This is a genomic window from Marinobacter sp. (assembly GCF_041690455.1).
In the GTDB taxonomy this organism is placed as follows: Bacteria; Pseudomonadota; Gammaproteobacteria; order Pseudomonadales; family Oleiphilaceae; genus Marinobacter.
On sequence record NZ_JAWLHI010000008.1, the window covers coordinates 35,521 to 60,291 of the forward strand.

General features: G+C 58.7%; 23 protein-coding genes. 16 read left to right on the plus strand and 7 right to left on the minus strand.

The genetic code is table 11. The features are described 5' to 3' along the window. Window positions 1–3: 3 nt before the first annotated feature. Together ACESMW_RS03160 and ACESMW_RS03165 are read right to left on the minus strand one after the other, a co-directional pair. Window positions 4–2,532: a chemotaxis protein CheB gene (locus ACESMW_RS03160; protein WP_372985627.1), complete on the minus strand. Its 2,529-nt coding sequence runs from the start codon at window positions 2,530–2,532 to the stop codon at window positions 4–6. Then, window positions 2,532–3,149 carry a PAS domain S-box protein gene (locus ACESMW_RS03165; protein WP_372985628.1) on the minus strand — a complete coding sequence of 206 codons (618 nt, stop codon included), beginning with the start codon at window positions 3,147–3,149 and terminating at the stop codon, window positions 2,532–2,534. Before ACESMW_RS03165 ends, ACESMW_RS03160 begins: the two co-directional genes overlap by 1 nt. A gap of 252 nt (window positions 3,150–3,401) precedes the next feature. Here ACESMW_RS03165 and ACESMW_RS03170 point away from each other — a divergent pair, with 252 nt between their 5' ends. From ACESMW_RS03170 to ACESMW_RS03180, 3 genes are read left to right on the plus strand one after another with little or no spacing between them, the layout of a single operon-like run. After that, entirely contained in the window at window positions 3,402–3,803 is a 402-nt protein-coding gene (locus ACESMW_RS03170; protein WP_372985629.1) for a DUF4398 domain-containing protein, read from the plus strand. Beyond that, entirely contained in the window at window positions 3,800–4,654 is an 855-nt protein-coding gene (locus ACESMW_RS03175) for an OmpA family protein (RefSeq protein WP_372985630.1), read from the plus strand. The genes ACESMW_RS03170 and ACESMW_RS03175 overlap by 4 nt, the downstream gene beginning before the upstream one ends. Before the next feature lie 4 nt (window positions 4,655–4,658). Continuing rightward, window positions 4,659–6,029, plus strand: a complete 1,371-nt coding sequence (locus ACESMW_RS03180) for a diguanylate cyclase domain-containing protein (RefSeq protein ID WP_372985631.1) — start codon at window positions 4,659–4,661, stop codon at window positions 6,027–6,029. On the opposite strand, the gene ACESMW_RS03185 is transcribed toward ACESMW_RS03180, so the two are convergent. Then, window positions 6,026–6,748, minus strand: a complete 723-nt coding sequence (locus ACESMW_RS03185) for a Crp/Fnr family transcriptional regulator (protein ID WP_372985632.1) — start codon at window positions 6,746–6,748, stop codon at window positions 6,026–6,028. The two genes, ACESMW_RS03180 and ACESMW_RS03185, sit on opposite strands and share 4 nt — an antisense overlap. 143 nt (window positions 6,749–6,891) lie before the next feature. Between ACESMW_RS03185 and ACESMW_RS03190 the strand changes: the two genes are divergently transcribed. Then, window positions 6,892–7,899 carry an Acg family FMN-binding oxidoreductase gene (locus tag ACESMW_RS03190; RefSeq protein ID WP_372985633.1) on the plus strand — a complete coding sequence of 336 codons (1,008 nt, stop codon included), beginning with the start codon at window positions 6,892–6,894 and terminating at the stop codon, window positions 7,897–7,899. Between the two features lie 3 nt (window positions 7,900–7,902). Here ACESMW_RS03190 and ACESMW_RS03195 read toward each other — a convergent pair whose 3' ends face one another. Further along, window positions 7,903–9,096 (minus strand): multidrug effflux MFS transporter, encoded by a 1,194-nt coding sequence (locus ACESMW_RS03195; RefSeq protein WP_372985634.1) that lies wholly within the window; start codon window positions 9,094–9,096, stop codon window positions 7,903–7,905. Between the two features lie 159 nt (window positions 9,097–9,255). Here ACESMW_RS03195 and ACESMW_RS03200 point away from each other — a divergent pair, with 159 nt between their 5' ends. The 9 genes from ACESMW_RS03200 (at window position 9,256) to ACESMW_RS03240 (ending at window position 20,019) form a co-directional block, all read left to right on the plus strand. Continuing rightward, window positions 9,256–11,838 (plus strand): DUF2339 domain-containing protein, encoded by a 2,583-nt coding sequence (locus ACESMW_RS03200; protein WP_372985635.1) that lies wholly within the window; start codon window positions 9,256–9,258, stop codon window positions 11,836–11,838. Window positions 11,839–11,875: 37 nt separating this feature from the next. Further along, window positions 11,876–12,925, plus strand: a complete 1,050-nt coding sequence (locus ACESMW_RS03205; RefSeq protein ID WP_372985636.1) for a mechanosensitive ion channel family protein — start codon at window positions 11,876–11,878, stop codon at window positions 12,923–12,925. 356 nt (window positions 12,926–13,281) lie between these two features. Then, a complete protein-coding gene (locus tag ACESMW_RS03210; protein ID WP_372985637.1) occupies window positions 13,282–13,746 on the plus strand; it encodes a fibronectin type III domain-containing protein in 465 nt (154 codons plus the stop codon). A gap of 131 nt (window positions 13,747–13,877) precedes the next feature. Next, window positions 13,878–14,576, plus strand: coding sequence for a crotonase/enoyl-CoA hydratase family protein (locus tag ACESMW_RS03215; protein ID WP_372985638.1), 699 nt, complete (start codon window positions 13,878–13,880; stop codon window positions 14,574–14,576). Window positions 14,577–14,933: 357 nt separating this feature from the next. Next, on the plus strand, window positions 14,934–17,330 hold the full coding sequence (locus ACESMW_RS03220; RefSeq protein ID WP_372985639.1) for a M48 family metalloprotease: 2,397 nt from the start codon (window positions 14,934–14,936) through the stop codon (window positions 17,328–17,330). Between the two features lie 142 nt (window positions 17,331–17,472). Continuing rightward, window positions 17,473–18,108, plus strand: a complete 636-nt coding sequence (locus ACESMW_RS03225) for a DUF1326 domain-containing protein (protein ID WP_372985640.1) — start codon at window positions 17,473–17,475, stop codon at window positions 18,106–18,108. Window positions 18,109–18,123: 15 nt separating this feature from the next. Further along, window positions 18,124–18,888, plus strand: a complete 765-nt coding sequence (locus ACESMW_RS03230; RefSeq protein ID WP_372985641.1) for a DUF2182 domain-containing protein — start codon at window positions 18,124–18,126, stop codon at window positions 18,886–18,888. Between the two features lie 76 nt (window positions 18,889–18,964). Then, window positions 18,965–19,531 (plus strand): elongation factor P-like protein YeiP, encoded by a 567-nt coding sequence (gene yeiP, locus ACESMW_RS03235; protein ID WP_372985642.1) that lies wholly within the window; start codon window positions 18,965–18,967, stop codon window positions 19,529–19,531. Between the two features lie 122 nt (window positions 19,532–19,653). Beyond that, on the plus strand, window positions 19,654–20,019 hold the full coding sequence (locus ACESMW_RS03240) for a thiol-disulfide oxidoreductase DCC family protein (protein ID WP_372985643.1): 366 nt from the start codon (window positions 19,654–19,656) through the stop codon (window positions 20,017–20,019). A 33-nt stretch (window positions 20,020–20,052) separates the two neighbouring features. Here the strand turns inward: ACESMW_RS03240 and ACESMW_RS03245 are convergent, their stop codons facing one another. Further along, window positions 20,053–20,748, minus strand: coding sequence for a pseudouridine synthase (locus ACESMW_RS03245; protein WP_372985644.1), 696 nt, complete (start codon window positions 20,746–20,748; stop codon window positions 20,053–20,055). Between the two features lie 136 nt (window positions 20,749–20,884). Between ACESMW_RS03245 and ACESMW_RS03250 the strand changes: the two genes are divergently transcribed. Beyond that, the gene (locus ACESMW_RS03250; RefSeq protein ID WP_372985645.1) at window positions 20,885–21,796 is read left to right on the plus strand and encodes a malate dehydrogenase; all 912 of its coding nucleotides are present in this window, start codon (window positions 20,885–20,887) and stop codon (window positions 21,794–21,796) included. 86 nt (window positions 21,797–21,882) lie between these two features. Continuing rightward, the gene (gene mtgA, locus ACESMW_RS03255; protein WP_372985646.1) at window positions 21,883–22,584 is read left to right on the plus strand and encodes a monofunctional biosynthetic peptidoglycan transglycosylase; all 702 of its coding nucleotides are present in this window, start codon (window positions 21,883–21,885) and stop codon (window positions 22,582–22,584) included. A 7-nt stretch (window positions 22,585–22,591) separates the two neighbouring features. Here the strand turns inward: mtgA and ACESMW_RS03260 are convergent, their stop codons facing one another. Next, window positions 22,592–23,347, minus strand: coding sequence for a spermidine synthase (locus ACESMW_RS03260; protein WP_372985656.1), 756 nt, complete (start codon window positions 23,345–23,347; stop codon window positions 22,592–22,594). Window positions 23,348–23,447: 100 nt separating this feature from the next. On the opposite strand from ACESMW_RS03260, the gene ACESMW_RS03265 reads away from it, so the two are divergent. Then, window positions 23,448–24,200, plus strand: coding sequence for a hypothetical protein (locus tag ACESMW_RS03265; protein ID WP_372985647.1), 753 nt, complete (start codon window positions 23,448–23,450; stop codon window positions 24,198–24,200). 17 nt (window positions 24,201–24,217) lie between these two features. Here the strand turns inward: ACESMW_RS03265 and ACESMW_RS03270 are convergent, their stop codons facing one another. Further along, window positions 24,218–24,670: a winged helix-turn-helix transcriptional regulator gene (locus ACESMW_RS03270; RefSeq protein WP_092001526.1), complete on the minus strand. Its 453-nt coding sequence runs from the start codon at window positions 24,668–24,670 to the stop codon at window positions 24,218–24,220. Window positions 24,671–24,771 lie beyond the last annotated feature (101 nt).

Genomic DNA, 24,771 nt, shown 5'->3' on the forward strand with positions numbered 1-24,771 from the left:
GGGTCATGTCCGGGGCTGCTTCCGTAGCGACGATTCCAGCTTCTTGGTGTCGGTAATATCCACCAGGGTGATGACCACGCCGTCGATGACATTATCCAGTCGCCGGTAGGGCATGATCCGGACGGAGAACCAGCGGTCATCGTTAGTGGCAATCTGTTTTTCGCTGACCGCGAGCGTGCTCAGCGTTTTCCCGGCATCTTCCTGAAGCTCCGGATAGCGGAGACTGGTGGCCAGGTCGCTGAGGGGGCGGCCGATATCACTTTCACGCAGGCTGAAAATGGCGGCTGCGCGCTCGGTGTAGCGCCGTACATTCAGGTCCTGATCCAGGAACAGAACCGCGATTTCGATGCTGTTGAGAACATTCTGCATATCGCTCTGGGCGAGCGCGAGGTCATCCAGCTTGGTTTGCAGCTCTGTGTTGATGGTCTGCAGTTCCTCGTTCATCGACTGCATTTCTTCTTTGGACGTTGTCAGTTCCTCATTGGCCGACTGCAACTCTTCGTTGGTGGACTGAAGTTCTTCATTGGAGGCCTGCAATTCCTCCCGGGATAGCTTGGCCTGCTGCCGCAGGCTTTCGATTTCCTGCTGATACCGCTGGATCTCGGCAGCGTAGTCCGAATCGGCGGCCGGGGCGGACTTTCGGCGCCGGGACGCAGGCCGGGCAGGCGCGTCGCGGAACACCACCATGGTCATGCCCTTCAGGGCATCGGGCTCACGGAAGGATTGAATGGTCACGTCAACAGCCTGGGTGCCGGAGCCGGTCTGAACCAATAGTCCGGTCAGCTCCACCGGCTCCGGTTGAACCGATGCCCGTTTCAACGCGGAATACAGTGCTTCTCTCAGTCCGTCACGGGCCATGGCATGGATGTTCCAGTTGGCCTTGCCCGCGGCGGGTTCCAGGTACTTCCCGGTGCGCCCGCTGATGTACACGATGTCAGCATCGGCATTGAGTACCACGGCGGCGGGTGCATAAACCTGCAGCAACACGTGATCTGCAGCGGATTGCAGGTTGTTGATGGTCTCCGGTGGAGGCGCCTGGTTCGATGACACGGATTGCTCCTTGGGCAGGGTGGACATGGGAGGAAACGATTCTAGCAGGAACTCCGAGTGGCGGATGGATTCGTAGGGCTTACTCCGGTACAGGCGCATTTTCGGCTTCAGGGGAGCGAACATATGGGTCAGCCGGCCAACGGTTTCCGAGCTGCCCAACATTAACAATCCGTTCGGGCGAAGGCTGTAGTGAAACAGGGGCAGTATCCGGCGCTGTAGTGTCAGGTCGAAGTAAATCAGAAGGTTGCGGCAGGCAATCAGGTCCAGTTTGGTAAACGGCGGGTCCAGGATGACATCATGGCGGGCAAACAACACCTTGTCCCGTATCGATGGGCGTATCTGGTAATAATTATCGTGTTTGGTGAAAAAACGCGCCAGTCGGGTCTCGGAAACGGCGTCTTGAATACTGAGTGGGTATTGTCCTTTCCGCGCGATGGCAATGGCTTCCGGGCTGATGTCGGAGGCAAAAATCTGCAGGTCCGGATCCCGGTCTTGTCTGGCACGCTCCAGCGCCTCGGTAAACGCAATGGCCAGGGAATAGGCCTCTTCGCCGGTTGAGCAACCCACCACCCAGGCACGCAGCGTGTGTTCAGGCGATTGTCTGGCGAGCAGCTCGGGCAGGCCCTCTTCGATCAGGTAGTTCCAGGTGTCAGGGTCCCGGAAGAACTGGGTGACGCCGATCAACAGTTCCCGGAATAACAGCTGCACTTCCTGATTGTTGGCGGTCAGGAAGCGGGTGTAATCGGCCAGATCCGAAATGCGATGGATGGCCATGCGTCGCTCAATCCGGCGGTTCAGAGAGGTGGGCTTGTAGAGGGAAAAGTCATGTCCGGTTTGTTCTCGCAGCAAGTGGAGAATCGGGGCGAGCCGTGTCAGCGAGGTGTGGGGGTGGTGGTCATGTTCCGGGCCTTGTTTGGGCTCGGGAACGCGCCGGATATAAGCCAGTATGCGAGCCGGTAATTCGCCGGCGGGTGCCACGATATCGGCGCAGCCGGCGGCAATTGCGCTTTTGGGCATGGCATCGAACTGGGCCGACCCGGGCGACTGCACCACTGACAGCCCCCCGGTGGCCTTGATGGCCTGAAGACCGAGGGTGCCATCGGAGCCCATGCCGGAGAGTACAACAGCTATGGCCTGCTCGTTCTGTGCGCTGGCCAGGGATGAGAACAGCACGTTGATGGGGAGGCGCAAGCCGCGGGGTTCCGCTGGCTGGTCCAGCTTCAGGGTGTCATCCAACACCCGCAACTCCCGGTTTGGCGGGATGACATAAATGGAATTCGCGCGAACGGGCATGTTCTGTTCGGCTTCATACACCGGCATTTCGGTGTAGCGCTTTAGCAGTTCCGGCAACAACGCCTTCTGGGTAGGGTCCAGATGCTGTACCACCAGAAACGCCATTCCGGTATCGGAAGGCGTATTCCGGAAGAAATCTTCGAGGGATGCCAGGCCGCCTGCGGAGGCGCCGATACCAACAATACGCATCAGGAATTGATAGGGGAGGTTGTGGCTTCAGTCAGTATCATGAGAATGCTGTCTCCGCCGGCGGCGGGCCTTGCGCTGATGGTCACCCGGCTGTGATCAGGAAGCTTAACCGAATCTTTTGCTGTATCCCGGCTGCCTGACTCATGATCGCCGGAGCTTCTCAGCAGTGCGTTAACCGCGCCCTCCTGGCCCGATGCCAGAAGGGAGCCCAGTGCCTTGCCGGTAAGCTCCCCGGCGGATTCGCCAAAAAGCACGCCCGCAGCCTGATTGCCTTCAATAATCACGCCGTCGTTGGCAATGATCAGATAAGCCACAGGAGCAAATTCATAGAGCGACTTGTAATGGGCCAGATCCTCCGTGAGTTCATGTTCGTTGGCCTGAAGTTGCTCAAAAAGAATATCCAGCTCCACCTGATAGGTCTGGAGCTCATGGAGCAGTTTAAGGGCGTCGGCAGCGGATTCGGGGCTGCTCGCCCGCTGGTAAAGCAGTTGCAATGCATCCACGCTGAGTGTGCCGCCGCGGTTGGGTGGCGGGACTCCATGATCGATCAGGTCCCTGGCGCTGCGGCGCAGCCGTTCATAGCTCTCGGCGTAGGGGTAATCGCGGGTGTCGGCCAAAGTACCTCCCTGACTGTGCCTCAAAAACAGACTTCTGAGTTCCATAAATTGAGTCTACTCCACCTTGAGACACCCGAATAGCGAGCGTTAGGTGTTTTTCCAGGGGGTGGTCTTGTGTGCGTTAGCGTACGGACGTTGTCCGGGCCGAGCTCTAGTGTAGAGGATAAGGAGCGTTGCCGGACCGTTCAGGCTTGGCAGTGCACGGGCTCTTGACCGGGGCTCGGGCAGCTCCGTGGCATAAGGAGCCATGCTATGAAGATGCACGTAATTCGCCGGGCCGCCGAACGTATCGGCCTGTTCACCATCCTGTTTCTCGCAACACTGACCCTGGCCGCCTGTGCGTCTGCGCCGTTACCACCCACTGAGTCTTTGAACATGGCCAGGGATGCCATTACCAGTGCCGAGCAAGCCGAAGCCCGTCGCTACGCTGCCGCTGAACTGGAAGAGGCGAACCGGCATCTTGTGGCTGCCAATGAAGCCGTTGCGGCGGAGCGCATGACCGAAGCAGATCGCCTGGCGAAGCAGGCCAGAATTGCCGCAGAGCTGGCAATCGCGAGAACGGAAGCGGCGAAAGCCGCGGAAATCAATCGCGAAATGGAGCGAGGTGCTGAGGCACTCGACGAAGAGATGCAGCGTCAGGGAGATCCGCAATGACTATCTTATCCTTTTTGAAACCGGTTCCAGGCGCGAAAACTGGTGCCGCAGTATTGCTCTCCTCGGTACTCCTGACCGCATGTGCCATGTCTCCGACCAGCCCTGATGGTTCGGAGGATGTGCGCGCCAAGTTGACCGAACTGCAACAGAACCCCGATATGACGACTTATGCCCGCGTAGAATTGCGCGATGCGGAATCGGCGGTGCAGCTTGCCGAACAACCGCTGGATAGCGACGAGGCGGCATTGGCGGCTCACCGGATCTACATGGCCGACCGGATGATCGAAATCGCCCGGGCCAAAGGCGAGACCCGGCTGATGGAGGCCGAACGGGAACTGCTGGGCGAACAGCGCGATGCGGCCAGGCTGGCGGCACGAACCCTGGAGGCAGACCGTGCCCACGCCGAAGCCAGCTCACAGGCAGAAGCTGCCGCCCTGTCAGCCCGGGAAGCCGAGGAGCTGCAACGGCAGATTGACACCCTTGAGGCCGAAGCAACCGAGCGGGGACTGGTCCTGACCCTGGGTGATGTTCTGTTTGCCACTGGCAGTGCCGAGATTCAGGGAGGTACCAACCAGAATCTGGAAAAACTGGCGGACTTCCTCAAAAAGTACCCCGATCGCCAGGTGTTGATCGAGGGCCATACGGACAACGTGGGCAGTGCCGCCTTCAATCAGACATTGTCACGCCAGCGGGCCGAATCGGTTCAACGGTTTCTGATTAACCGTGGTATCGACAGTCGCAGACTGAGGGTATCCGGATTTGGATTTGAGCGCCCTGTCGCCAGCAATGACACTGCACTGGGTCGCCAGCAAAATCGGCGAGTTGAAGTCATTATCGAAAACAGGGAGTAAAGGTATGCTGCGGTATCGCGACTTTTTCCCGCTGGCGGCGGACAGGCAAGCCAACGCCAGCCCTGGCAAGGGTGTTTCGCTGAGCGATACCTTGCCGCTGGGTATTCTGGTGACAGACCGGGAGGGCAAATGCCTCTACAGCAATGCGGCCTATCAGAAACTCTGTGGTTGGACCGGCGATGAGTTGATCGGCTCGCATTGGAGTTCCGTCATCCATCCCCAGGATCATGGCAAGGTTGTCCGGCACTGGGATGCGGCGGTGCTGGGTCACAAGTCCTTCCTGTGTGAGGCACGGATGAAGCGTTCAAATGGAGAGGTTGTCTGGATCCGCCGTAATGCGGCCCTGCTGGCGGATACCATGCCTGGCCACGGATACGTGCATACGGTAGAAGATATCAGCACCTACAAAGCCCATGAGCGAGCACGGAAAAAGGCCGAGGAACAGCTGTTTGAAGAGAAGGAGCGGGCACAGGTCACCCTCGACTCCATTGGCGATGCGGTGTTAAGCACTGATATCGATGGGCGGGTGTCTTACATGAATGTTGTGGCGGAGACCTTGACCGGATTCAGTCGCCAGGAGGCCATCGGGCGGCCACTGGGTGAGGTTTTTCAGGTGCTGGATGCGAATTCCCACAAGCCCATGGCCGATCCTGCGCGGCGAGCCATCCGGTCAGACAGTATTGTGGCTCTGGAAGCGAACGCGCTGTTGGTGGCCAGAGACGGTGTGGAGCTTGCCATCGAAGACTCGGCAGCACCCATCCATAACCGTTACGGAGTGGTTATCGGAGCGGTGATCGTATTCCATGACGCCCGCTTCTCACGGGAAACCACCGCCCGCATGGCATACCTGGCACAGCACGATGCCCTGACCGACCTGCACAACCGCAACGCTTTTTATGAGCGATTTGAGCAGTCTCTGGCGCTGGCGCGGCGGCATGGCCAACAGATGGCCCTGCTGTTTATTGATCTTGATAATTTCAAGAGCATCAATGACGTTCTTGGTCATGAAAGCGGGGACATGATCCTGATTGCGCTGGCCGAAAAACTAAAGGCGTGTGTAAGAGCGACGGATACGGTCTGCCGCTATGGTGGGGATGAGTTTGTGGTGTTGTTGAGCGAAATTGCCCAACCCGATCATGCCTTTGCCGTTGCCGATAAAATTCGGGAAGCCGCTGCGGCTCCTATGGTAATCGGTGGACATGATGTGGCCCTGCAGCTCAGCATCGGGGTGAGCGTGTATCCTGACAACGGGGAGACCGCCGATGAGCTTCTGAAAAAAGCAGATGCGGCGATGTATCGGGTCAAGATCCTGAATCGGCGCCCCATCGCCGAACACTTGCCCCCAGTTTCGGCGGGTCGGCAACGACCGCTCTAGTATTTAGGGTTTCGAGAGACCAGGCGGTCGGTTTCCCGCTTGACCACGGCATAGCATTCACAGCAAAGCTGTTCGAGTCGTGGCCGGTCAAGTACGGATATGTGACCGCGATGATATTCGATGATGCCCAGTTTCTGAAGCTTGCTGGCGGCTTCGGTGACCCCTTCCCGCCGGACGCCCAGCATGTTGGCGATCAGCTCCTGTGTCATCGTCAGATGGTTGTCTGGCAGGCGATCAAGGGATAGCAACAGCCAGCGGCACAGTTGCTGATCGATTGAGTGGTGGCGGTTACACACTGCAGTCTGGGACATCTGGGTTATCAGTGCCTGGGTGTAGCGTAGGGTCAATACCCTCACGTCTGGATTATTGTCGAACTCAACCTTGAGGTCCGGGGCAGACATCCGGTAAGCGAACCCCTTGCTTTGCACAACCGTTCGGCTTGGGGTGCTGTCTCCGCCCATGAATACTGCGATACCTGCAATGCCTTCATTGCCCACCACCGAGATTTCGGCGGACGAGCCGTTGATCATGACGTAAAGCAGCGAAATGATGCAGTCGGTTGGAAAATAGACAAACTCAATAGGCTGGCCGGATTCGTAAATAACCTCACCCAGGTTCAGTTCAACCAGTTTGAGCCGGGGAAAAATCCGTGCTCTTGCGTTCTCCGGCAGGGCAGCCAGCAAATGATTCTGCTCGGGGGCGGTAGGAGTGTCGTTCATGGTCTCCTTCCTTGCAGAGTTGTTGTTGAGTGTAGGCTTCTGAAGCTAGCACAAAATAATCATTGTGGCTGAATCAATTTCGGGTGGAGCTGTGACGGGATAAGGATAGCTTGGCAAGAAAGGGCGTATGAGGGGGAGGACGAATGGACTACACGGATGAAGTAAAACGACTCTGGCGCCACCACGACCTCGGCAGCGGCGATGCGCGATACCCCGCTATCATTCGCTATGCCACCATGGCCGCCTCCAGCCACAATACCCAGCCTTGGCAGTTCCGGATAGAGCCGGGCCGAGTCTGGATTCTTCCGGATCTGTCACGGCGATGTCCGGCGGTGGATCCGGATGACCACCACCTGTATGCAAGCCTTGGCTGTGCCCTCGAAAACCTGCTTCAGGCCGGGCGGGCAGCTGGCCTGGAAGGGCATCCCGAATACGACCCTTCGACGACCGGAGTGAAGGTTGAATTCGAGGAAACGGCCCCTGTCCGGACGGCACTCTTCGAGGCGATTCCGAAGCGCCAATGCAGTCGGGTTGAGTTCGATGACGAACCGCTGACAGAAAAGGAAACCGAGCTTCTGACGGCAGCAGGCATTGGTGACGGTGTTTCGGTTCTTCTCATCGACAACGAGGCGCAGAAAGAGCAGATCGCCCGCTATGTGGCCGAGGGGAACCGTGCCCAGTTTGCGGACGGTGCCTGGGCCAGCGAGTTGAAATCCTGGATTCGTTTCAGCAATGACGAGGCAGCACGCACTGGCGATGGCCTCTATGGCCCGGTGATGGGCAGCCCCTCGGTGCCTCGATGGCTGGGATTGCTGGCAATGAAGTTCGGGTTCTCGGCAAAGGCCCAGAATCGCAAGGACTTCCGGAATATCCAGAGTTCCTCTGCGATAGCTGTTCTCTACTCCGAGTGTGATGACCAACGCCACTGGATTGAAGCGGGGCGGTGCTATGAACGTCTGGCGCTTCAGGCTGCGGCCCTGGGCCTGCGCACAGCGTTTATCAATCAACCGGTGGAGGTTGCTGCAATCCGACCGGAGTTTGCGCGTTTTCTCGGCATTGGTGACCGGCGGCCGGATCTTGTGGTGAGGATTGGCCACGGTCCGGAAAGCCCGCGATCACTACGCCGCCCGGTAGAGCAGGTGCTGGCCTGATGGTCAGGTTGCCGGGGCCATCTCCCGTGCGACCGCACCGGGCGCGCCCGCGGCCAGGATAACGGCTCCGGTAGAGCATGCCAGCATGCTGGCCACAATCGGCAGCAGGGCCTCGCCACCGAACAACGATGACAGGGCACTGATGCCGCCGGCGATGGTGAACTGGGAGGCGCCCAGCAGGGCGGCTGCGGTACCACCGAGATGCGGGAAGTATTCGAGGGCATTGGCCATGTTGTTGGGTATGATGCCGCCCTGGCAACCAATGGCGGCGATGATGCAGGCCGCGACCAGCCAGAATGGGCCATCCAGCAGGACGACCGCCACCAGTGCCACTAGCGCGGCAAACTGCATCGCCACCTGTACCCGCAGCAGAACGACCGATGAGAAGTGTCGTAGCAGTGGTCGGTTGATCAGGTTGAGAATCGCCATCACGGCGATATTGGCGGCGAACAGGATGGCAAACATGCCATTGGAGAGGCCGAACCACTCCTGGTAGATGAACGAGGAGTGGGTAATGAACAGTAGCATGGTGCTGAAACACAGCACCTGGATACCCACGAAGCGCATGGTGGTCCGGTGGCGGAGTACCAGAACGTAGTTGGTAACCAGGGTGCGCACCGGTGTGGTCGCCGGTGGCCTCGGTTGCAGTTTGGGGAATAACGCCAGATTCAGCGCGAATACCAGCAACACCGCGTACCCGGCCAGCACCAGGAAGATGCTGTGCCAGTCACCCAGGGCCAGCATCAGTGCGCCCATGGACGGTGCCGCGGCAGGCGCGATAAACATGATCAGACCAATGAGGCCGAACAGCCGCGCCGCTTCCTGTCCACCGACCTGATCCCGGACAATGGCCGGGACGGACACTGCACAGAAGGCCCCGCCTACGCCCTGGATGACCCGCCAGAACACCATGTTTGAAAGCGAATCGGCCAGCGAGACCATCACGGCCGCACCCGCAAAAATGGCGAGCCCGCCCACCAGGATCGGTCGCCGGCCATAGCGATCAGACAGCGGGCCGCCGACCAGCTGTGCCAGCCCCAGAGTCGCCACGTAGGCACTGAGGGTCAGTCCCACCTCGCTGTGGGCAATACCGAGGCTATCGGCGATGCTGGGGAATGCCGGTAAATAGGCATCCAGCGCCAGAGGCCCGAGGGCCACGGTCATTCCGAGTAGTAACGCTAGCTGAAAATGGGACAAAACCTACCTCCTTGGGAAGGTAGAAAGCTAATAATAATTCTCATCTGATGCAATGGGCAGTTTCCGAAAGCGTGATGGGGGGATCTGCAAGTTATTGGTTATGTGCGCATAATAGTACCCGAATAGCCGCAGCAGTTGCGCGCAACCAGGGAGACAGGTGTGGAAGTATTATTCATCGTTTTTACCGTGGGATTGGCGTTGTTCATTCCTGTTGGCTCGGTACTCGGGTTCCTGGCGTTCCGTCAGCGTGGCGCCCAGTCGAGGCGAATCGAGGGGATCGAGCGGGAAATCGCAGCGTTACGGGGAGAAATCGCCAGCCTCAGATATCGGACGGGGAGGGAAGAGGCTGCTCCTGATATATCGGAATCGCCCCAGCCGGAAACCCGGCCCGAACCCATGGAGTTCGAACCCCGTCTGTCGATGGAGTTGGAATCCCCGGCACAGGCCAGTGCTCAAGAGGATGCTCAGTGGCTCTCGGGAGAGCCGGAAGAGTCGGTCAGGGCTGGCCGTATCCTCACGGCCCTCAGGGAAAACTGGATGGTCTGGCTGGGCGGGCTGAGTGTTGGTCTGGCAGGCATCTTCATGGTCAGCCATTCCATCAGTGCCGGCCTCATCGGCCCGACTCAACAGTTCCTGCTGGCTCTCTTCAGTGGCCTGGCGTTGCATGGCGCCGCCGAATTGCTCCGGCGCCGCCAGAAGGGCGCGGATGAGGTCTTTGCGGCGCTGGCCGGGGGCGGGAGTATCACTCTGTATGCGGCGCTGCTGGCAGGTGTGCACCACTACGGGCTGATCAGCTCGATGACCGGCTTGATCGGGTTGGGGATCGTGTCACTGGGCACCATGGTCATGGCGCTGTTACACGGGCCATTGCTGGCTATCATGGGCTTGAGTGGCGCCTACCTGGTGCCCATGCTCATTGGCGGAGAGGATGGCAGCGTTACCTTCGTGCTGTCCTACAGTTTCCTCGTCACCCTGAGTTCCCTGCTGCTGATGCGCTATGTTTTCCGGGAGTGGCTCTGGTACGCCACCCTGGCGGGCGCTTTGCTGTGGTGGCTGCTGACGAGTTCTGCTGTGCCGGTTGAGGTGTCGACGGTCGGTTACCTGGCCGGGTTGTTCCTGGCTTTTGCGATTCTGCCAGGCAAGGTGCAGCAGGATGCCTGGCGATTACGCCAGGCCTTTCTGCCCTTGCTCGCACTGTGGGCTGTTTCTGTTGCCGGTCAGCCAGTAGATGCTCCGTTTTTCTGGGCCTGGCTATTGATTCTGCCAGTGGCGGCTCTGATCCCCCAAAGCCGTGGCGCGCTCTGGTTCCTCCCCTGGGGAGCTGTGCTGGCCAGTGCCGTCGGCTGGCTGGTTTATATGAGTCGCGCCAGTGCCGATGTTGTTTTCCTGGTCCAGTTTCCGGCCGGGCAGCGCGCGGCGTTCGTCACCTACCTGATTTCAGCGGCGATCCTCTCGGTTGCGCCGGCGCTTTGGCAATGGGTGCGTCATCCCGGCCAGCGGCGCTGGGCTTCGTTGATGCTGCTCTCGCCATTGGTCTGGCTGACCCTCGGCTGGCTGCTTCTGCACGGTTATGAGAGGACAACCCTATGGGCCACGGGTACGCTGATTCTGGCTGGTGTGTACGGTGTGCTGGCCTGGCAGATGGAAAGGTCTGAACGTTACCGGGAGGGTGTGGTCTGGGCCATACTGGCAGCCCATATCGGTTATTCCCTGGCTGCCGTGATGATGTTCCGCGAGGCATCGCTGACCCTGGCGCTGTCGGTCCAGTTCATCACTCTGACGTGGCTGGCGCGACGTTTTCAGATGCCTGAACTGTATATTCTGCTCAAACTGGCCCTGGCATTGGTGGTCGCAAGGCTGACTTTCAATCCGTGGCTACAGGGCTACGATGCCAGCGTTCACTGGTCGCTCTGGACATACGGCGGCGCGACGGTGGCGGCGGCAATCGCCACCCGGGTTGCAGATAAACACCATGGCATCCGGCCCTGGCTTGAGGCGGCCACCCTGCACCTGTTGGTGCTGTTCCTTGGTACCGAGCTGCGCTACTGGCTGTATGAGGGAGATATCTTCGCCCGGGAATACAGTTTGACAGAGGCCACCATCAATATGTTGCTCTGGGGTGCCCTGAGCCTGACCTACTTCTACCGGGCCAGGGTCAGTGAGTCGCTGGCCTGGCTCTACCGGTTGTTCTCGCGAATTCTGCTCGGTTTGTCCTGCCTGAGTTACCTGACTCTAATTACTGTGCACAATCCATGGCTGGGAGGCAGCGTCATCAGTCCAACGCCTGTGTTCAACATGCTGCTCCCCGCATTCGGCGGGCCGGTGCTGCTGGCACTCGTCGTCACCCGGCTGCCGGTTTTCGGCCCCCGGTCGGTTTCCCGGTGGTTTGCAGCGGGGAGCTTCCTCCTGTTCACTGCCCTTGAAATCCGGCAGCTCTGGCGTGGCAGCGATATGGCGCTGGTCTCCGGTGTCTCTGAAGGTGAGCTGTATACCTACTCGGTAGTCGGCATGCTGTATGCCATTGCGGCGATTCTCTATTCCGGCGTCAATCACAGTGTCAGGCTGTACAAGGTCGGGATGGCATTGCTCGGATTGGTGATCGCCAAGATCTTTCTCATCGATATGGCCGGCCTGCAGGGATTCTGGCGGGTTGCGGCCTTCATGGGGCTGGGGCTCGCCTTGCTGGGTCTGGCGTGGCTGTATCGGAGGACACCTCGCGCGCGTGGACCGGACATGAGCTAGTTTGATGATAATGTAGATAACCTGGTGGGGAAGTAGAGTGCTGGAACATCTGGAAGCTGGTCTGCAGGCATGGTTGTTGCCCGGGTTGTCGGCATTGCTGGCCGTGGTGGCCACCTACGTGACCTACCGGCTGGCGTTGGCGCTGGTCCGACGCTTTTCCCGATCCAGAGCCGTTCCACGCCTGTTCCTTGACGCCTCGGCGCGTGCCCTTGGCGTCGTGCTCTGCCTGTTCGTACTGGCTGGCGCACTCAAGGCGGCTCCCGAGGATTTACCCCTGGTTTACGCAGTGCGGCATGTCACAACCCTGCTGCTGGTTCTTGCTCTGACCTGGGCCGCTGTGCGACTTACCTCGGCAATCGGCGATGTGATCGTGGCACTGAATCCGGTGCTCGAGGGCCAATGGAAACGTGCCCGCAAAGTGGAAACCCAGACTCGCTTCCTGGTCCGCTGCCTGAACATACTGATTGTGATTATCGGGCTCGGGGCCGCGCTTATGACCTTCGAGTCGGTACAGCACATGGGCGCCAGCCTGCTCGCCTCGGCGGGTGTTGGCGGCATTATCCTGGGCTTTGCTGCGCGGCCGGTTCTGAGTAATCTGCTGGCCGGCCTGCAAATCGCACTGACCCAACCCTTTCGCATTGACGATGTCCTGCATGTGCAGGGCGAGTGGTGTTGGGTGGAGGAGGTCACTGCCACCTATGTAGTTCTCAGGGTATGGGATTTGAGAAGGCTGGTGGTCCCTTTGCAGTGGTTTATCGAAAACCCCTTCCAGAACTGGTCACGGAACAATTCCGACCTCTTGGGTACGGTCTTCATCTGGGTGGACTACACCATGCCGGTGGAACCGTTGCGGGAGGAGTTCAATCGCTTGCTTCAGGCTTCCAGCCAATGGGATGGAAAGCTCGGCACGGTTCAGGTGACCGACTCCAGTGATCAGGCGATGCAGATCCGTTTCCTGATGAGCGCGCCGGATTCCAGTCAGAACTGGGATCTGCGGTGTGCCGTTCGCGAAGGGCTGGTCACGTTCATTCAGAATAACTACCCGGATCACCTGCCCCGCGTTCGGGCCAGGCTGGTTGAAAGCTAGCCAGATCAATTTACCGTCATAATTGCCCGGCACTGACCCCGTGCCGCCTGGCGCCATGTTTCCTTGCTCTACTCACACAGTTATCCACAGATATTGTGGGTAAACCTGCCTGCCTTTTTTCTTCGATTTCAGCCTTTTCCGCTTTTGTTACGATTTTCTGTCGGAAAATTGACCATTTTGTAACTAGAATACCGACAAACTTCACACCCATAATCCGTCGCGTTTAACACAATTTCACAAATTCGACGATTTATTGGTGTCTATTGACTATGAAGCGCGTCATTAATACGTCAAAGGCATGGACGGCTGCAGTGTTTATGGGGATCGTGCTCACAGGGTGTGGAGGCGATTCCAGTGTGTCAGCAGGCTCGGCTGACGGCAGCAATGATACGAGCAGCTCCTACGATTCCGGCACCAAGTCCAGTGGTGAGCGAGTCAGCTCCGACTCAAGCAGCGAGGAGACCGTTGTCAGCGACAGCTCCCCGGGTGGTGAGACAACGGGGGCTGTCGATAGCGGCACAGCAGACGAGAGCCCGGTAACCAGCGAGCCGGCGGTAACCGGTACCGCCAAACTCAGCTGGGTTGCGCCGGCCACCCGTGTGAACGGCGAAGGCCTTGCCATGGGCGAGCTGGACAGTTACATCATCAGCTATGGCCAGGACGCATCCGATCTGAGCAAAACCATCGAGATCAACGACGCCAGTACCATGGAATACACCATCGACAATCTGGGCACCGGCGAGTGGTTTTTCTCGATCCAGGTGGTCGATACCGATGGCCTGATCAGTGCCCCTTCCGACGTCGTCAGCAAAACAATCTGAATAACCGTCTCGTTTTGGCGCCCAACTGTCACTTCAGGGATTGAATCTCCCGGGCGCCTCACCGACAATTCTCGTTTCTGTTAAGTTATCAAACACTCACTTTAGGGTGGTTGATCAGAAGGGAGAGGCCGGTGACCGAGCTTGTTAGTTATGAATTGAACGATGGAGTTGCAACGATTGTCTTGAACAACGGCAAGGCGAACGCCTTGAGTCACGAGGTGTTCGAGGCGCTGAACAAGGCGCTGGATCAGGCTGAGCAGGACAAGGCGGTCGTTATCCTGACGGGGCAGCCTGGTGTTTTTTCCGCCGGCTATGACCTCAAAGAAATGCAGAAGGGGCCGCAGGAGGCCGCCGCGCTGGTGAAAGTCGGCTCCACCCTGACTCGCCGTCTGGCGGCATTTCCCCTGCCGGTGATTGGCGCCTGCAGCGGTCATGCCATTGCCAAGGGCGCGTTTATCCTGCTGTCGGTGGATCATCGCATCGGCATCGAAGGGCCGTTCAAGCTGGGCCTGAACGAGGTGGCCATCGGGATGACGATGCATCATGCCGGCATCGAGATTGCCCGCCACCGCCTCAACCCGCCGCACTTCTATCGTTCGGTGGTGAATGCGGAAATCTATAATCCTGAAGGTGCCGTTGAGGCCGGTTATCTGGACGAGGTGGTCGGGCAGGACAGGCTGCTTGAGCGGGCGAATGCCCTGGCCAACCAGTTCAAGCAACTGAATATGCGCGCGCACCGTGAAACCAAGGTGAAGGCCAAGGCTGAGTACCTGGCGCTGCTGGATCGTTGTATCCAGCAGGATGCCGAGAACCTGGGCTTGAAGGGGTAAGTCAGCCCCCGGCCGGGAACACTGGCGATATTCAAGCGCCGCATGGCGTTAACAGTCCCTTTTTTTCGGTGGTGCGTGAGAGGCGGCAGTATACCCTGATCAAATTACCTTCACATTCCGTCAGGTCACACACTGGAAGGCTTACAGGCACCTGTCCTGATGTTGCCAACAAAGTTATCCACAGAATCTGTGGGAAAAGTTTTTCGTGATGCTGGTCAAAAAAACGGCATTAGACCTTCCGCGATAGGTGCCCTGGTTCACGGTGCTCTGGACCAATCTGCGGCAAACTTACGTCAGGGTGATGAATTGTTTATCCGCTCGCCCGTTTATCCGGCCACGAATGTGAGGAGAAGTGTCGTGCAAGGATCGTCATCCAGTGATTTCCGCGTGGAGTCTGCAGGTCGCATCCTGGAGGGGTTTTCAACCGAGAAGGTGTCGGAGGCGCTGGCCACCCGGTTTCGCCTGAAGCCTTCTCAAATCGGCCTGATGTTATCCAGGCGGGTCGTGATCAAGCGGGGGTTGACCGAGGACCGGGCGAAGAAGCTGGAGGCTGCACTCCGAGCATCGGGGCTGGATGTCTCCGTGCCGGAACTGAAGTCCGGGGCGGAATCGTGCGACACCCAGGCTGACCTCGAGGCCCTGTTGCCTGACTCGATCCCCGGCATGCCGGTGAGCCTGGCTTACCGTATCGGACTGATCGCTGTGATGGCCCTGAGCCTGATTGCACCGCTTTTCTACCTCGGACTGATCGCGGCTCTCGCGGTTGGCCTGATCTGGTCACTCACTTTGATTCCCGGTCAGCTGGCCGAGACCGGCTCGATAGCCGGGACACTTTTCTCCGGGTTGGCCTCCGTTGTTTGTGGCGTGGTTCTGTTGTTCCTGACGCGCCCACTGTTTACCCGGTATGCGTCGTCTCCAACGTTGCCACTGGATCGTCAGAAACACAGGCAATTCTTCGGCCTGGTTGATGGCCTGTGCCAGCGTATGGGCCTACCACCTGTGCAGGACATTCGTGTTGATAATCGCATTACCGCCTCTCTGGGGCCGAGCGAAGGTCTGCGCAGCCTGCGCCGGGGGGAGCTGACCCTGACGGTCAGCATGCCACTGTTTGCCGCTCTCGATACCCGCCAGATGATAGGTGTGGTCGGCCATGAGTTGGGCCACTTTGCCCACCCGACAGGCATGTATGCCAACTATCTGGTCAACAGTGTCAATCGTTGGCTTGCCAACCGGGCAAGGGCGGGGGATTCGTGGGACGTCCGCCTGGAACGTTGGCAGGGCAGTGCGCCCGCGCTTGTTGGTCATGGGGTTCTGCGGCCTGCCCAGGCTTTGATGACACTGACCCGCAATCTGTTCAGGGGCATGCTCCTTTTCAACCTCCGGGTCAGTCATCAGTTATCACGGAGAATGGAGTATGAAGCCGACCGTTACGAGTGCTGGCTGACGGGCAGCAAGGCGTTTGAAGTAACGGCCGAAAAGCTGCACATGTTGGCGTTTGCTGACCAGTGCGTGCAAGCGGCAAACGCCCGGGCCCGGGAAAATGGAAAGCTGATGCGGGATCTGCCGCGAGCCATCACCGAAAGTGCCGATCACCTGACAGTGGACCAGCGCCAGGCGGTTCAGGATGCCATGGGCGAGCAGCAGACGTCCCTGTGGGATGCCCACCCCGCGGATGTTGATCGGATCCGTCACGCCCTGGAGCTGGAATTCCCTGGAGCGGTACGGATTGACGAGCCGGCGGCCCGGCTGCTACCGGACTTTGATCAGCTGTGCAGGAACATCACGCGGCAAACCTATGCGGACTCTGGAATTGCGGACCTGGAGCAGTATCTCGTTGATAACGAGGAGATTCTGCAGGTCAGGAAGGTCAGTGACGAAGACGGCGAAGCGCTGGATCAGTATTTCAACGGCCACCTGACCAGGCGATTCCTCAACCTCGAGTCTGGCCGGGAGGGGCAGCAGACGCTGCAGCAGGTCATCGACACCCTGCGTAGCCGGCTGCCGGAATTGTCCGCACTTCAGGAGTCGTATGCCCGGGCTGCCCAGCTTCATGCCGATCGGACCCATGGCAGGGTCCTGCTGGCTGAAAAGGTTTCCATCCAGCCGAAGGATTTCGGGCTGACCACCCGGGAGCTCAGGGACGCGGACCGCGCAGTCGAGGAGGCATCGAAGGAATGGCGGGATCTGGGCAAGCGGCTGGGGGATATAGATCGCCTCTTTGCCCGCCGGATGCATCTGGCCATCGACGAGATGCCGGCGGACGACGCAAGGCTTGCCTCAACGGTGCTGGAGAGCCTGTCCACCTTCCCGATGCTGGTTCTGCCGATGCGCCACCTGAGCAGCTACGCCGCGACGCTGGAGGGTGTGTTGAGAGAAAATGACAGGGGCCGGCTGAAGCGAGCCGAGCCGGTGATTGAGCATGCCGCCAATCGCTGCCGGGAATCCATCATCCAGTTCTACAACGCGGCGGCCCGGGTAGCTCTGTCCCTGCCCGGTGATCAGGGCACCCTGAGGGAACAGGCGATAGCATCTGGCCTGGCGGGCAGCAGGAACGGCAGGGACCTGACGGCCCGGGAGCTTGATCCCCATGAAATCCTCCGGGTTGCGCGACAGTGTGAGGAGTTGGCAAACGACGCCTACTACCGATGCATGGCCATCATGGCGAGGCTCTGCACCGAGCAGGAGGTGCGGATGTGTGTTCGCCCGCTGAAACTGCTTCGTTTTGGCGGTGGGGCCATGGATGCCGTCGCCTGACCCCGCAGAGGATGGTCTTTAAATCCAATTCGCATATGCCTTTGTTTTTGGGTCTGGAACAGTCTAGCTGAAAGGGTGTTTCCAGTGTCGTGATGAACTAGTCTGGTCGGGTGAGGCTGCGTTACACAAAGGAGTAACGGAGATGAACAATACAGACTGGAGAATCAAGGGACTGGAGTTTGTGAACTGCAACTGTGATCCGGGATGTCCTTGCCAGTTCATGTCCCGTCCCACCCACGGGGACTGCCATGCCTTTGCGGCAGTCAAAATACAGGATGGATATTTTGGAGAGACCCGCCTGGATGGCCTGTCCTTCGCCATGACGCTGAAGTGGCCCGGCGCCATCCATGAAGGCAACGGCCAGGCCCAGGCCTTTGTCGACGAGCGGGCAACAGCCGAACAACGGGATGCCCTGATGGCGATCCTCTCCGGGGATACATCTGAGCCCGGAGCGACCTTCTTCAATGTGTTTGCCAGCACACTGACCAAGATGTATGACCCTGTTTTCTGCCCGATCGAGATTTCCTGCGATGTCGAGAATCGCAAGGCGCAGGTACGGGTGGCGGATCTGATTGAAGGCAGCGCCGAGCCGGTTATCAATCCCATTTCCGGTGAGCCGCACCGGGCCCGCATCGATCTGCCCGAAGGTTTCGAGTACGCGGTTGCGGAAGTAGCCAGCGGGCGCACCAATGCCCGGGCCGACGTACCCATGGGGTTTGATGGCACGCATTGCCACCTGTCGCACCTGGATATTGGCCCCAGCGGCGTCTACCGATAGTTTCGGGTGAGAAACATGGGGGGAATCAGCGCCCGGGGCCTGCCCCGGGCGTCACTGGTTACGCTGGCCGCGTTGCTGGCGATTGCGGGTGTTTGCTGGTGGTATCTTTTCGATATGGCGGCCGGCATGTCTGCCATGTCAGGGGGCGGTTCCATGATGCTCAGAGAATGGACGCCCGTGTACTTTATCATGATGTTCGTGATGTGGAGCGTCATGATGGTGGCAATGATGGTTCCCAGTGCTGCTCCCATGGTGCTGTTGTACCGTCAGGTGGCCAGGACCAACAAACTGGCTCGGGAAGCCCTGGGTACCGGACTGTTCTGCGCCGGTTATTTAGTTCTCTGGACACTGTTCAGCCTGGTTGCCGCGACCCTGCAATGGCGGCTTGAAGAGTGGGCATTGCTCAGTCCCATGATGCGCAGCCAGAGTGTTGTTCTTAGCGGAATCATCCTGATTGGCGCAGGCCTTTACCAGTTTTCCTCTCTTAAGCAGGCTTGCCTGAAGCATTGCCGGGGCCCCCTGTTTTTCATTACCCGTCATTGGCGCCCGGGCCTGAGCGGGGCATTCAAGATGGGCATTATCCACGGGGCCTACTGTGTGGGGTGCTGTGGCGCGTTGATGGCCCTCCTGTTTGTTGGCGGCGTTATGGATCTGTTGGTGATTGCGGCCCTGGCGGTGATCGTTCTGCTCGAGAAAACGATACCCGGTGGGGAGTGGTTAGCGAAGGGTGTGGGGGTGACGGCGATAGTCATGGGCATTGTGGTTATTGCCTCTGCCTGATTGTCGCTATCGCTTATCGTCTGAAGTCGTGGTATATCAGGCTCCCTATTTTCATTTTCTTTCGGGACCACAAGCAATGCCAAAAGCCAGTGAAATCAAAAAGAATCAGGCCGTTGAGTACGAGGGACGGGTTTACTTCGTCAAGGATATTGAGCGCTCCGTGCCCCAGGGGCGTGCCGGAGGTAGCCTGTACCGCATGCGTATGTACGATGTGGTGACCGGCCAGAAGCTGGATGAAACCTTCAAGGACTCCGACATGCTGAACCAGGCGGACCTGGTTCGCCGGCCGGCTGCCTTCTCGTACGCCGACGGAGACGAGTACGTCTTCATGGATACTGAGGATTTCACCCAGTACATGCTCAACAAGGAAGCAATCGCTGACGAGCTTCTGTTTATCAACGAGGACACTGAAGGGCTGATGGTTATTCTCGTCAGCGATTCCCCGGTGGCCCTCGACCTGCCGCCGACAGTCGAGCTTGAGATCGAAGAAACCGACCCCTCTGTCAAAGGTGGTTCCGCCACCGCCCGGACCAAACCGGCCAGGCTGACCACCGGCCTCGTGGTTCAGGTACCCGAGCACATCTCCACCGGTGACCGCATCAAGATCAACGTGGAAGAGCGGAAGTTCCTGAGCCGGGCCTGATATGCCCCATCAGGGCGTGGGTGTATTGCCGTGCCTGGTTTCAACTGCTGGCAATCAGGCACCCGCGCCCTGATTTCGTGTTAGGGTGATAGTGTTATTCCCAACCTTTGGGGGAGGACGCTATGAAGCATTCCTCTGGCAAACTCGTGGTGTACTACGACGGTTCATGCCCTGCCTGTATCAAGGATCGCCGGTGGTATGAAAAGCTGGCCGGGAAGACCGGCGAGTCCGTTGAGTGGCTGGATATTACCGGCCGTGATGAGGTGTTGCGCCAGGAAGGTATCGATCCCGACAGCGCGCTTCGCGAACTGCATGTCAAGGACAGTGAGGGCACCATTCACCGGGAAATGGACGCCTATATTCTGTTGATGTCCCGCGTCCCGGTACTGAAGCCGCTGGCCTGGTTGATTGGTCTGCCGATGATTCGTCCTCTGCTGGCCCGCCTCTATCACTCCTGGGTTGACCGGAGACTCTCCGGGCAGGGGTGAGCCTCCTTTTCCTGCTTTCGATGGCCTGATGCGTCAACCCACGGAGCTGATTTCATCGGCGGTCAGCTGGCGATAGCCGCCAATGGCAAGGGCCGGATCCAGCACCAGGCTGCCCATGCTTTCCCGGTGCAACGAGGTGACCCGGTTGCCCACCGCATGGAACATGCGCTTGACCTGGTGGTAGCGCCCCTCGTAAATGACAAGCCTTGCCTCTGCCGGCCCCATCTGTTCCAGCCTGGCTGGAGAGGTCCTGAGTTTTTCGTAATCAAACCAGATGCCCTCGGCAAATCGCCCGGCCGTATCAGGAGAGATCGGATAGGCGGTGGTGACCCGGTACACCTTGGGTATTTTTACCGTGGGCTCGGTCAGTCTCCGCGTCCACAGACCGTCGCTGCTCAGGATCAGCAGTCCGGTGCTGGCACGGTCCAGGCGGCCGCCGATGTGGAGATGGTCCCGGAGGGCTGGCTCAATCAGTTCCATAACGGTTGGGTGCACGGGATCTTCGGTAGCACTCAGGTAACCGGCAGGTTTGTTCAACATCAAGTAATAGGCAGGCTCCGCATGCTGAATGACCTCCTGATCAATGCAGACCTCCCGGAATCTGCTGATATCGAGGTTACCCTCCCGGCAGATTTCGCCGTCAACGCGAACACGACCGGCAGCAAGCAGAAAATTGGCCTGACGGCGGCTGATGCCGTTCTGGTTGCTGAGGATGCGTGAGAGTTTCATCGGTCCTGGAAGCAGTCGAGGTTAAGCCGGGAAAATCCAGTTTAATGCCAACGGCATAATTACTGCTATGTTCAATTGATAATGTGACGGAGGCCTTCAGTCCGGGCGTCTGTCATGCGGAACCCCGGGGGAGAGTATGAAAGTATCGGTAATCGGAACTGGCCATGTTGGCTCCACGCTGGCCTTCGTCCTGACACTCAAGAATCTGGTCAAAGAACTCGTGCTGGTGGGGAAAACACGCGAGTCTGCAATGGGAGATGTCCTGGACCTCCGGCATGGCCAGCTGTTTGTGAATACACCAACCCAGGTCAGCGCCGGAACACTTGCGGATAGTGCCGGTTCCGACATCATCGCGATGTGTGCATCTGTGCCCACGCCTAAAGACATGAACAGCCGTCTTGAGCTGGCGAAAGGCAATGTAAAGCTTATGCGTGAGCTGATGCCGGAGTTGGCCCGGCTGTCGCCTGATTGCAAGGTGGTGATGGTGTCCAATCCAGTGGACGTTCTGGTGCACTATGCGCTGGAATTTACCAATCTCAGACCGAACCAGGTGGTCGGTACGGGGACCCTCGTGGACTCATCGCGCTTCCGGCAGTTGCTGGCGGAAGAGCTCCGGATTCATTCCGGGGATATCCGTGCCTACATTCTGGGCGAGCATGGTGACAGCCAGTTTCCTGCCATGAGTTGTGCCGATGCAGGTGGCGAGCCTCTGGATCCGACACCTGCACGGTACGAGCTCGCTGACCGGGCCTCCAAAGCAGGTTTCGAGGTGTTGAAGTATAAAGGCCACACCAATTATGCGGTCGCCCTCGCTGCGGCAGAGATCATTGAATGCATTATCACGGACGCCAAACACACGTTGCCGGTCAGTCTGCAAGTGGATGGTTTTCTTGGTGTCAGTGACGTCTGCCTGAGCCTGCCGGCGGTAATTGGTGGCAACGGCATCGAGCGGGTGCTTCATCCCCGCCTGAATAAGCGGGAGGAGGGGGAATTTCTTCACAGTGCGGAGGTGGTCCGGCGAGTCGTTGCTTCCGCCAGAGCTGACTAACCATCCGTTAATTCTCCGGCAGTGTTTCTGGCGAGGGTGCCTCGGGTATAGTAACGCCTTTCATATTCTGGAGAGAAAGGGTGCTAATGGCGCGCAGGAGGTCTGACTCTCTGATTCGCAAAGCTCTCCGGTGGTTGATTTGGAGCTTTCTGGGGTTACTCGGGGCCCTGATCCTCGTTTTGCTGTTGTTCCGGTTTGTGAATCCGCCAACCTCTGCGTTCATGGCCGCCTACTGGTTCAGTCATCCCGATCAGAACCTCCGGCAGGAATGGGTGCCTTACGAGCAGATCTCGCCCTGGATGCCCCTGGCCGTTGTTGCCAGTGAGGACCAGCGTTTTCCCGAGCACTGGGGCGTGGATTTCAGCGCAATTCACAGTGCCGTGGAAGAATACATCCAGGGCGAGGGGCTGCGTGGTGCCAGCACCATTACCCAGCAGACCGCTAAGAATCTTTTCCTGTGGAATGGCCGGAGTTTTGTCCGGAAGGCCCTGGAGGCGGGGCTTGCGGTTACCCTGGAGGTGTTGTGGCCGAAAGAGCGCATCCTTGAGGTCTACCTCAACATCGCCGAGTTCGGGCCGGGTATCTATGGTGTCGAGGCCGCGAGCCGGGTCTTTTTCGGGATTCCTGCAAACCAGTTGTCCCGAACCGAGGCCGCCATGCTCGCTGCGGTGTTGCCCAACCCCAAGGTTTTTCGAGCAGACCAGCCATCGGCGTATGTCTGGGAGCGGGTGAACTGGATCAACCAGCAGATGGGTCAGCTGGGGCTGGGGTATCTGCAGAGACTGTGATCCTGGCTCAGTCCTCCACCATCGAAAGCTTCTTCATCAACTTGCGCCAGCCGATGGGTAAACGCTCCTCCAGTTCCTTCAGGTGCGGCACATCCAGGGGCCAGGGATAGAAGGGTTCCTTGCAGCCGTAAATGACGATGTTGTTGGTCTTACTGTGGAAGTACAGTAGGCAGGGGAACTGGCGCACCAGCTCGCGGAACAGGCTGCCGCTTTCATCCGGTACCTTGTGGTAGTTCAGGATCAGCCAGCCATCGTCGGTGAGGGCGTTGCAGCAATCCTTGATAAACCGGCGCTGGGCCTGGGCTGGGCTCATGCGGTCGGCGTTGTATAAGTCGGTGAAGATCATGTCAGTACTGGCCGGGGCGAGTTCCGCGACCGCTTTGCGGGCATCGGCGATGGTGACCTCCATCCGGTCGGAATCCGGCAGTGCAAACCACTCCCGTGCTATTTCGAGGACTTTCGGGCGTAACTCGATCACGTGAACCCTGCACTCCGGAAACAGCCGATACAGGCCGTGGGCCAGGGCGCCTCCACCGAGGCCTAGCACGGTCACATGGGCCGGCTCGGTGAACGCCGCGGGTATAAGCATGGCGCGGCTGTATTCATGCACTGGCAGGTACGGCGTGGCCCGGGCGATCTTGCTCTGCTCGAAGATGGAGTCAAAGCTCAGTACCCGGTGCTTGCGGTCGTCAATGACCAGGATGTTGCCCAGGGCATCCCGGGTCACGTGGACAATTTCACCCCGGATTTCAGGTATCGGCATCATGAAAATGTGTGGTTATCGGCTATGGTGTCAGTAAGGGGGCTTGTTGCCCGGCCCATGGAGAGTATCCGATTGCGAGAGTTCGTGCAGGTCTGCTGTTATGACAATCTTGTCTGAAGGTGCCCGGCACTACGTGCTGATCCTGCTTCCACGCCTGCTCAAAGACGTGGAGCGTATAGGTCTGCCCGAGATTATCCGGACATCCGGGTTCAGCGAACAGGAAGTCACCACGCTGTATTTCCGCTTTGTTTCCATTGCCCGGGTGTTGCCTGCCGATCCGGAACGGATCACCCCGGAGATCTGGGAACATCTGGTGTACTGCGTGCAGGTCATGACCGGCATGGTGAACGCCGCGTCCCTCGAAGACCTGATCGCGGCCCGGGAACGGGCTGTTCGCAAGTATCTGCCCCATGCCCGCAAGAGCCTCGAAGAAGAATTCGAGGAGCTGCGCCATGAGGGCACGGTGGATTTCCGGTTGGCCGGCCTGTTGCGCCAGGAGGAGTCTCCGGAGCATTCACGGGATCTGTGCATGGAGGCGATCCGGCGGGAGCGGGAGGAGCGCTTCGAGTCGGTCCGCGCTCTGGACACCCGTGCCCTCGACGCCCATCAGGCGTTCATTGTGGAGTCCGCGAAAGCGTTTGTGATTCGCGAGATGGCGTCAGCGCCGGACGACTTCGACATCCTGGATCTGGTCATCCGGCTTCTGGATTTGCTCAGGATGGTGCTGATCCTGGAAGCCCGGTCAAAACCCGGTGAGAGTCCCGTGTCTGCCGATGTCTCCGTGGAACGGATCGTGCTGGGACTGGGCAACGTGTTGTACAAGCACGAGCTCGGCCTTGAGGCGGCCAGCTGAGCTTCCCCTTCTGTTGTTCAGATGCCCGTGTCCTTCACATTCTCCATGACCACAAAGGTACTGGTCTGCAGCACATGGGGCAGGCTGGAGATCTGCTCCCCGAGTACCTGCCGGTATTCGGCCATGTTACGTGTCCGGATCTTCAGCAGGTAATCAAAGTTCGCTGCCATCATGTGGCACTGCTCCACCAGGGAAACCTCCTTGACGGCCTCGTTAAAGGCGGCGAGGGCACTGCTGCTGGTGTCGGAAAGGGTGACGTGGGCAAAGGCAACGTGACTCAGTCCCAGCTTGGTATGGTTTACAAGGGCGGTGTAGCCGGTGATGTAACCCTGGTCTTCCAGTCGCCGCATGCGAACCTGGCAGGGTGTCTTGGAGAGACCCACCCGCGTGGCGAGTTCGGTAATGGTGATCCGGGAATTCTTCTGTAATTCCCTGATAATTGAATGATCAATTCTATCCAGTTCGACCATAATTTGGTCTCCTGCCAAGCTTAATGTCTATGTCAGGATTCGAATATAAGCGAATTTCCTTCGTTTTGAAACTATATGGTCAAAGTGACTTTCGGGTCTTG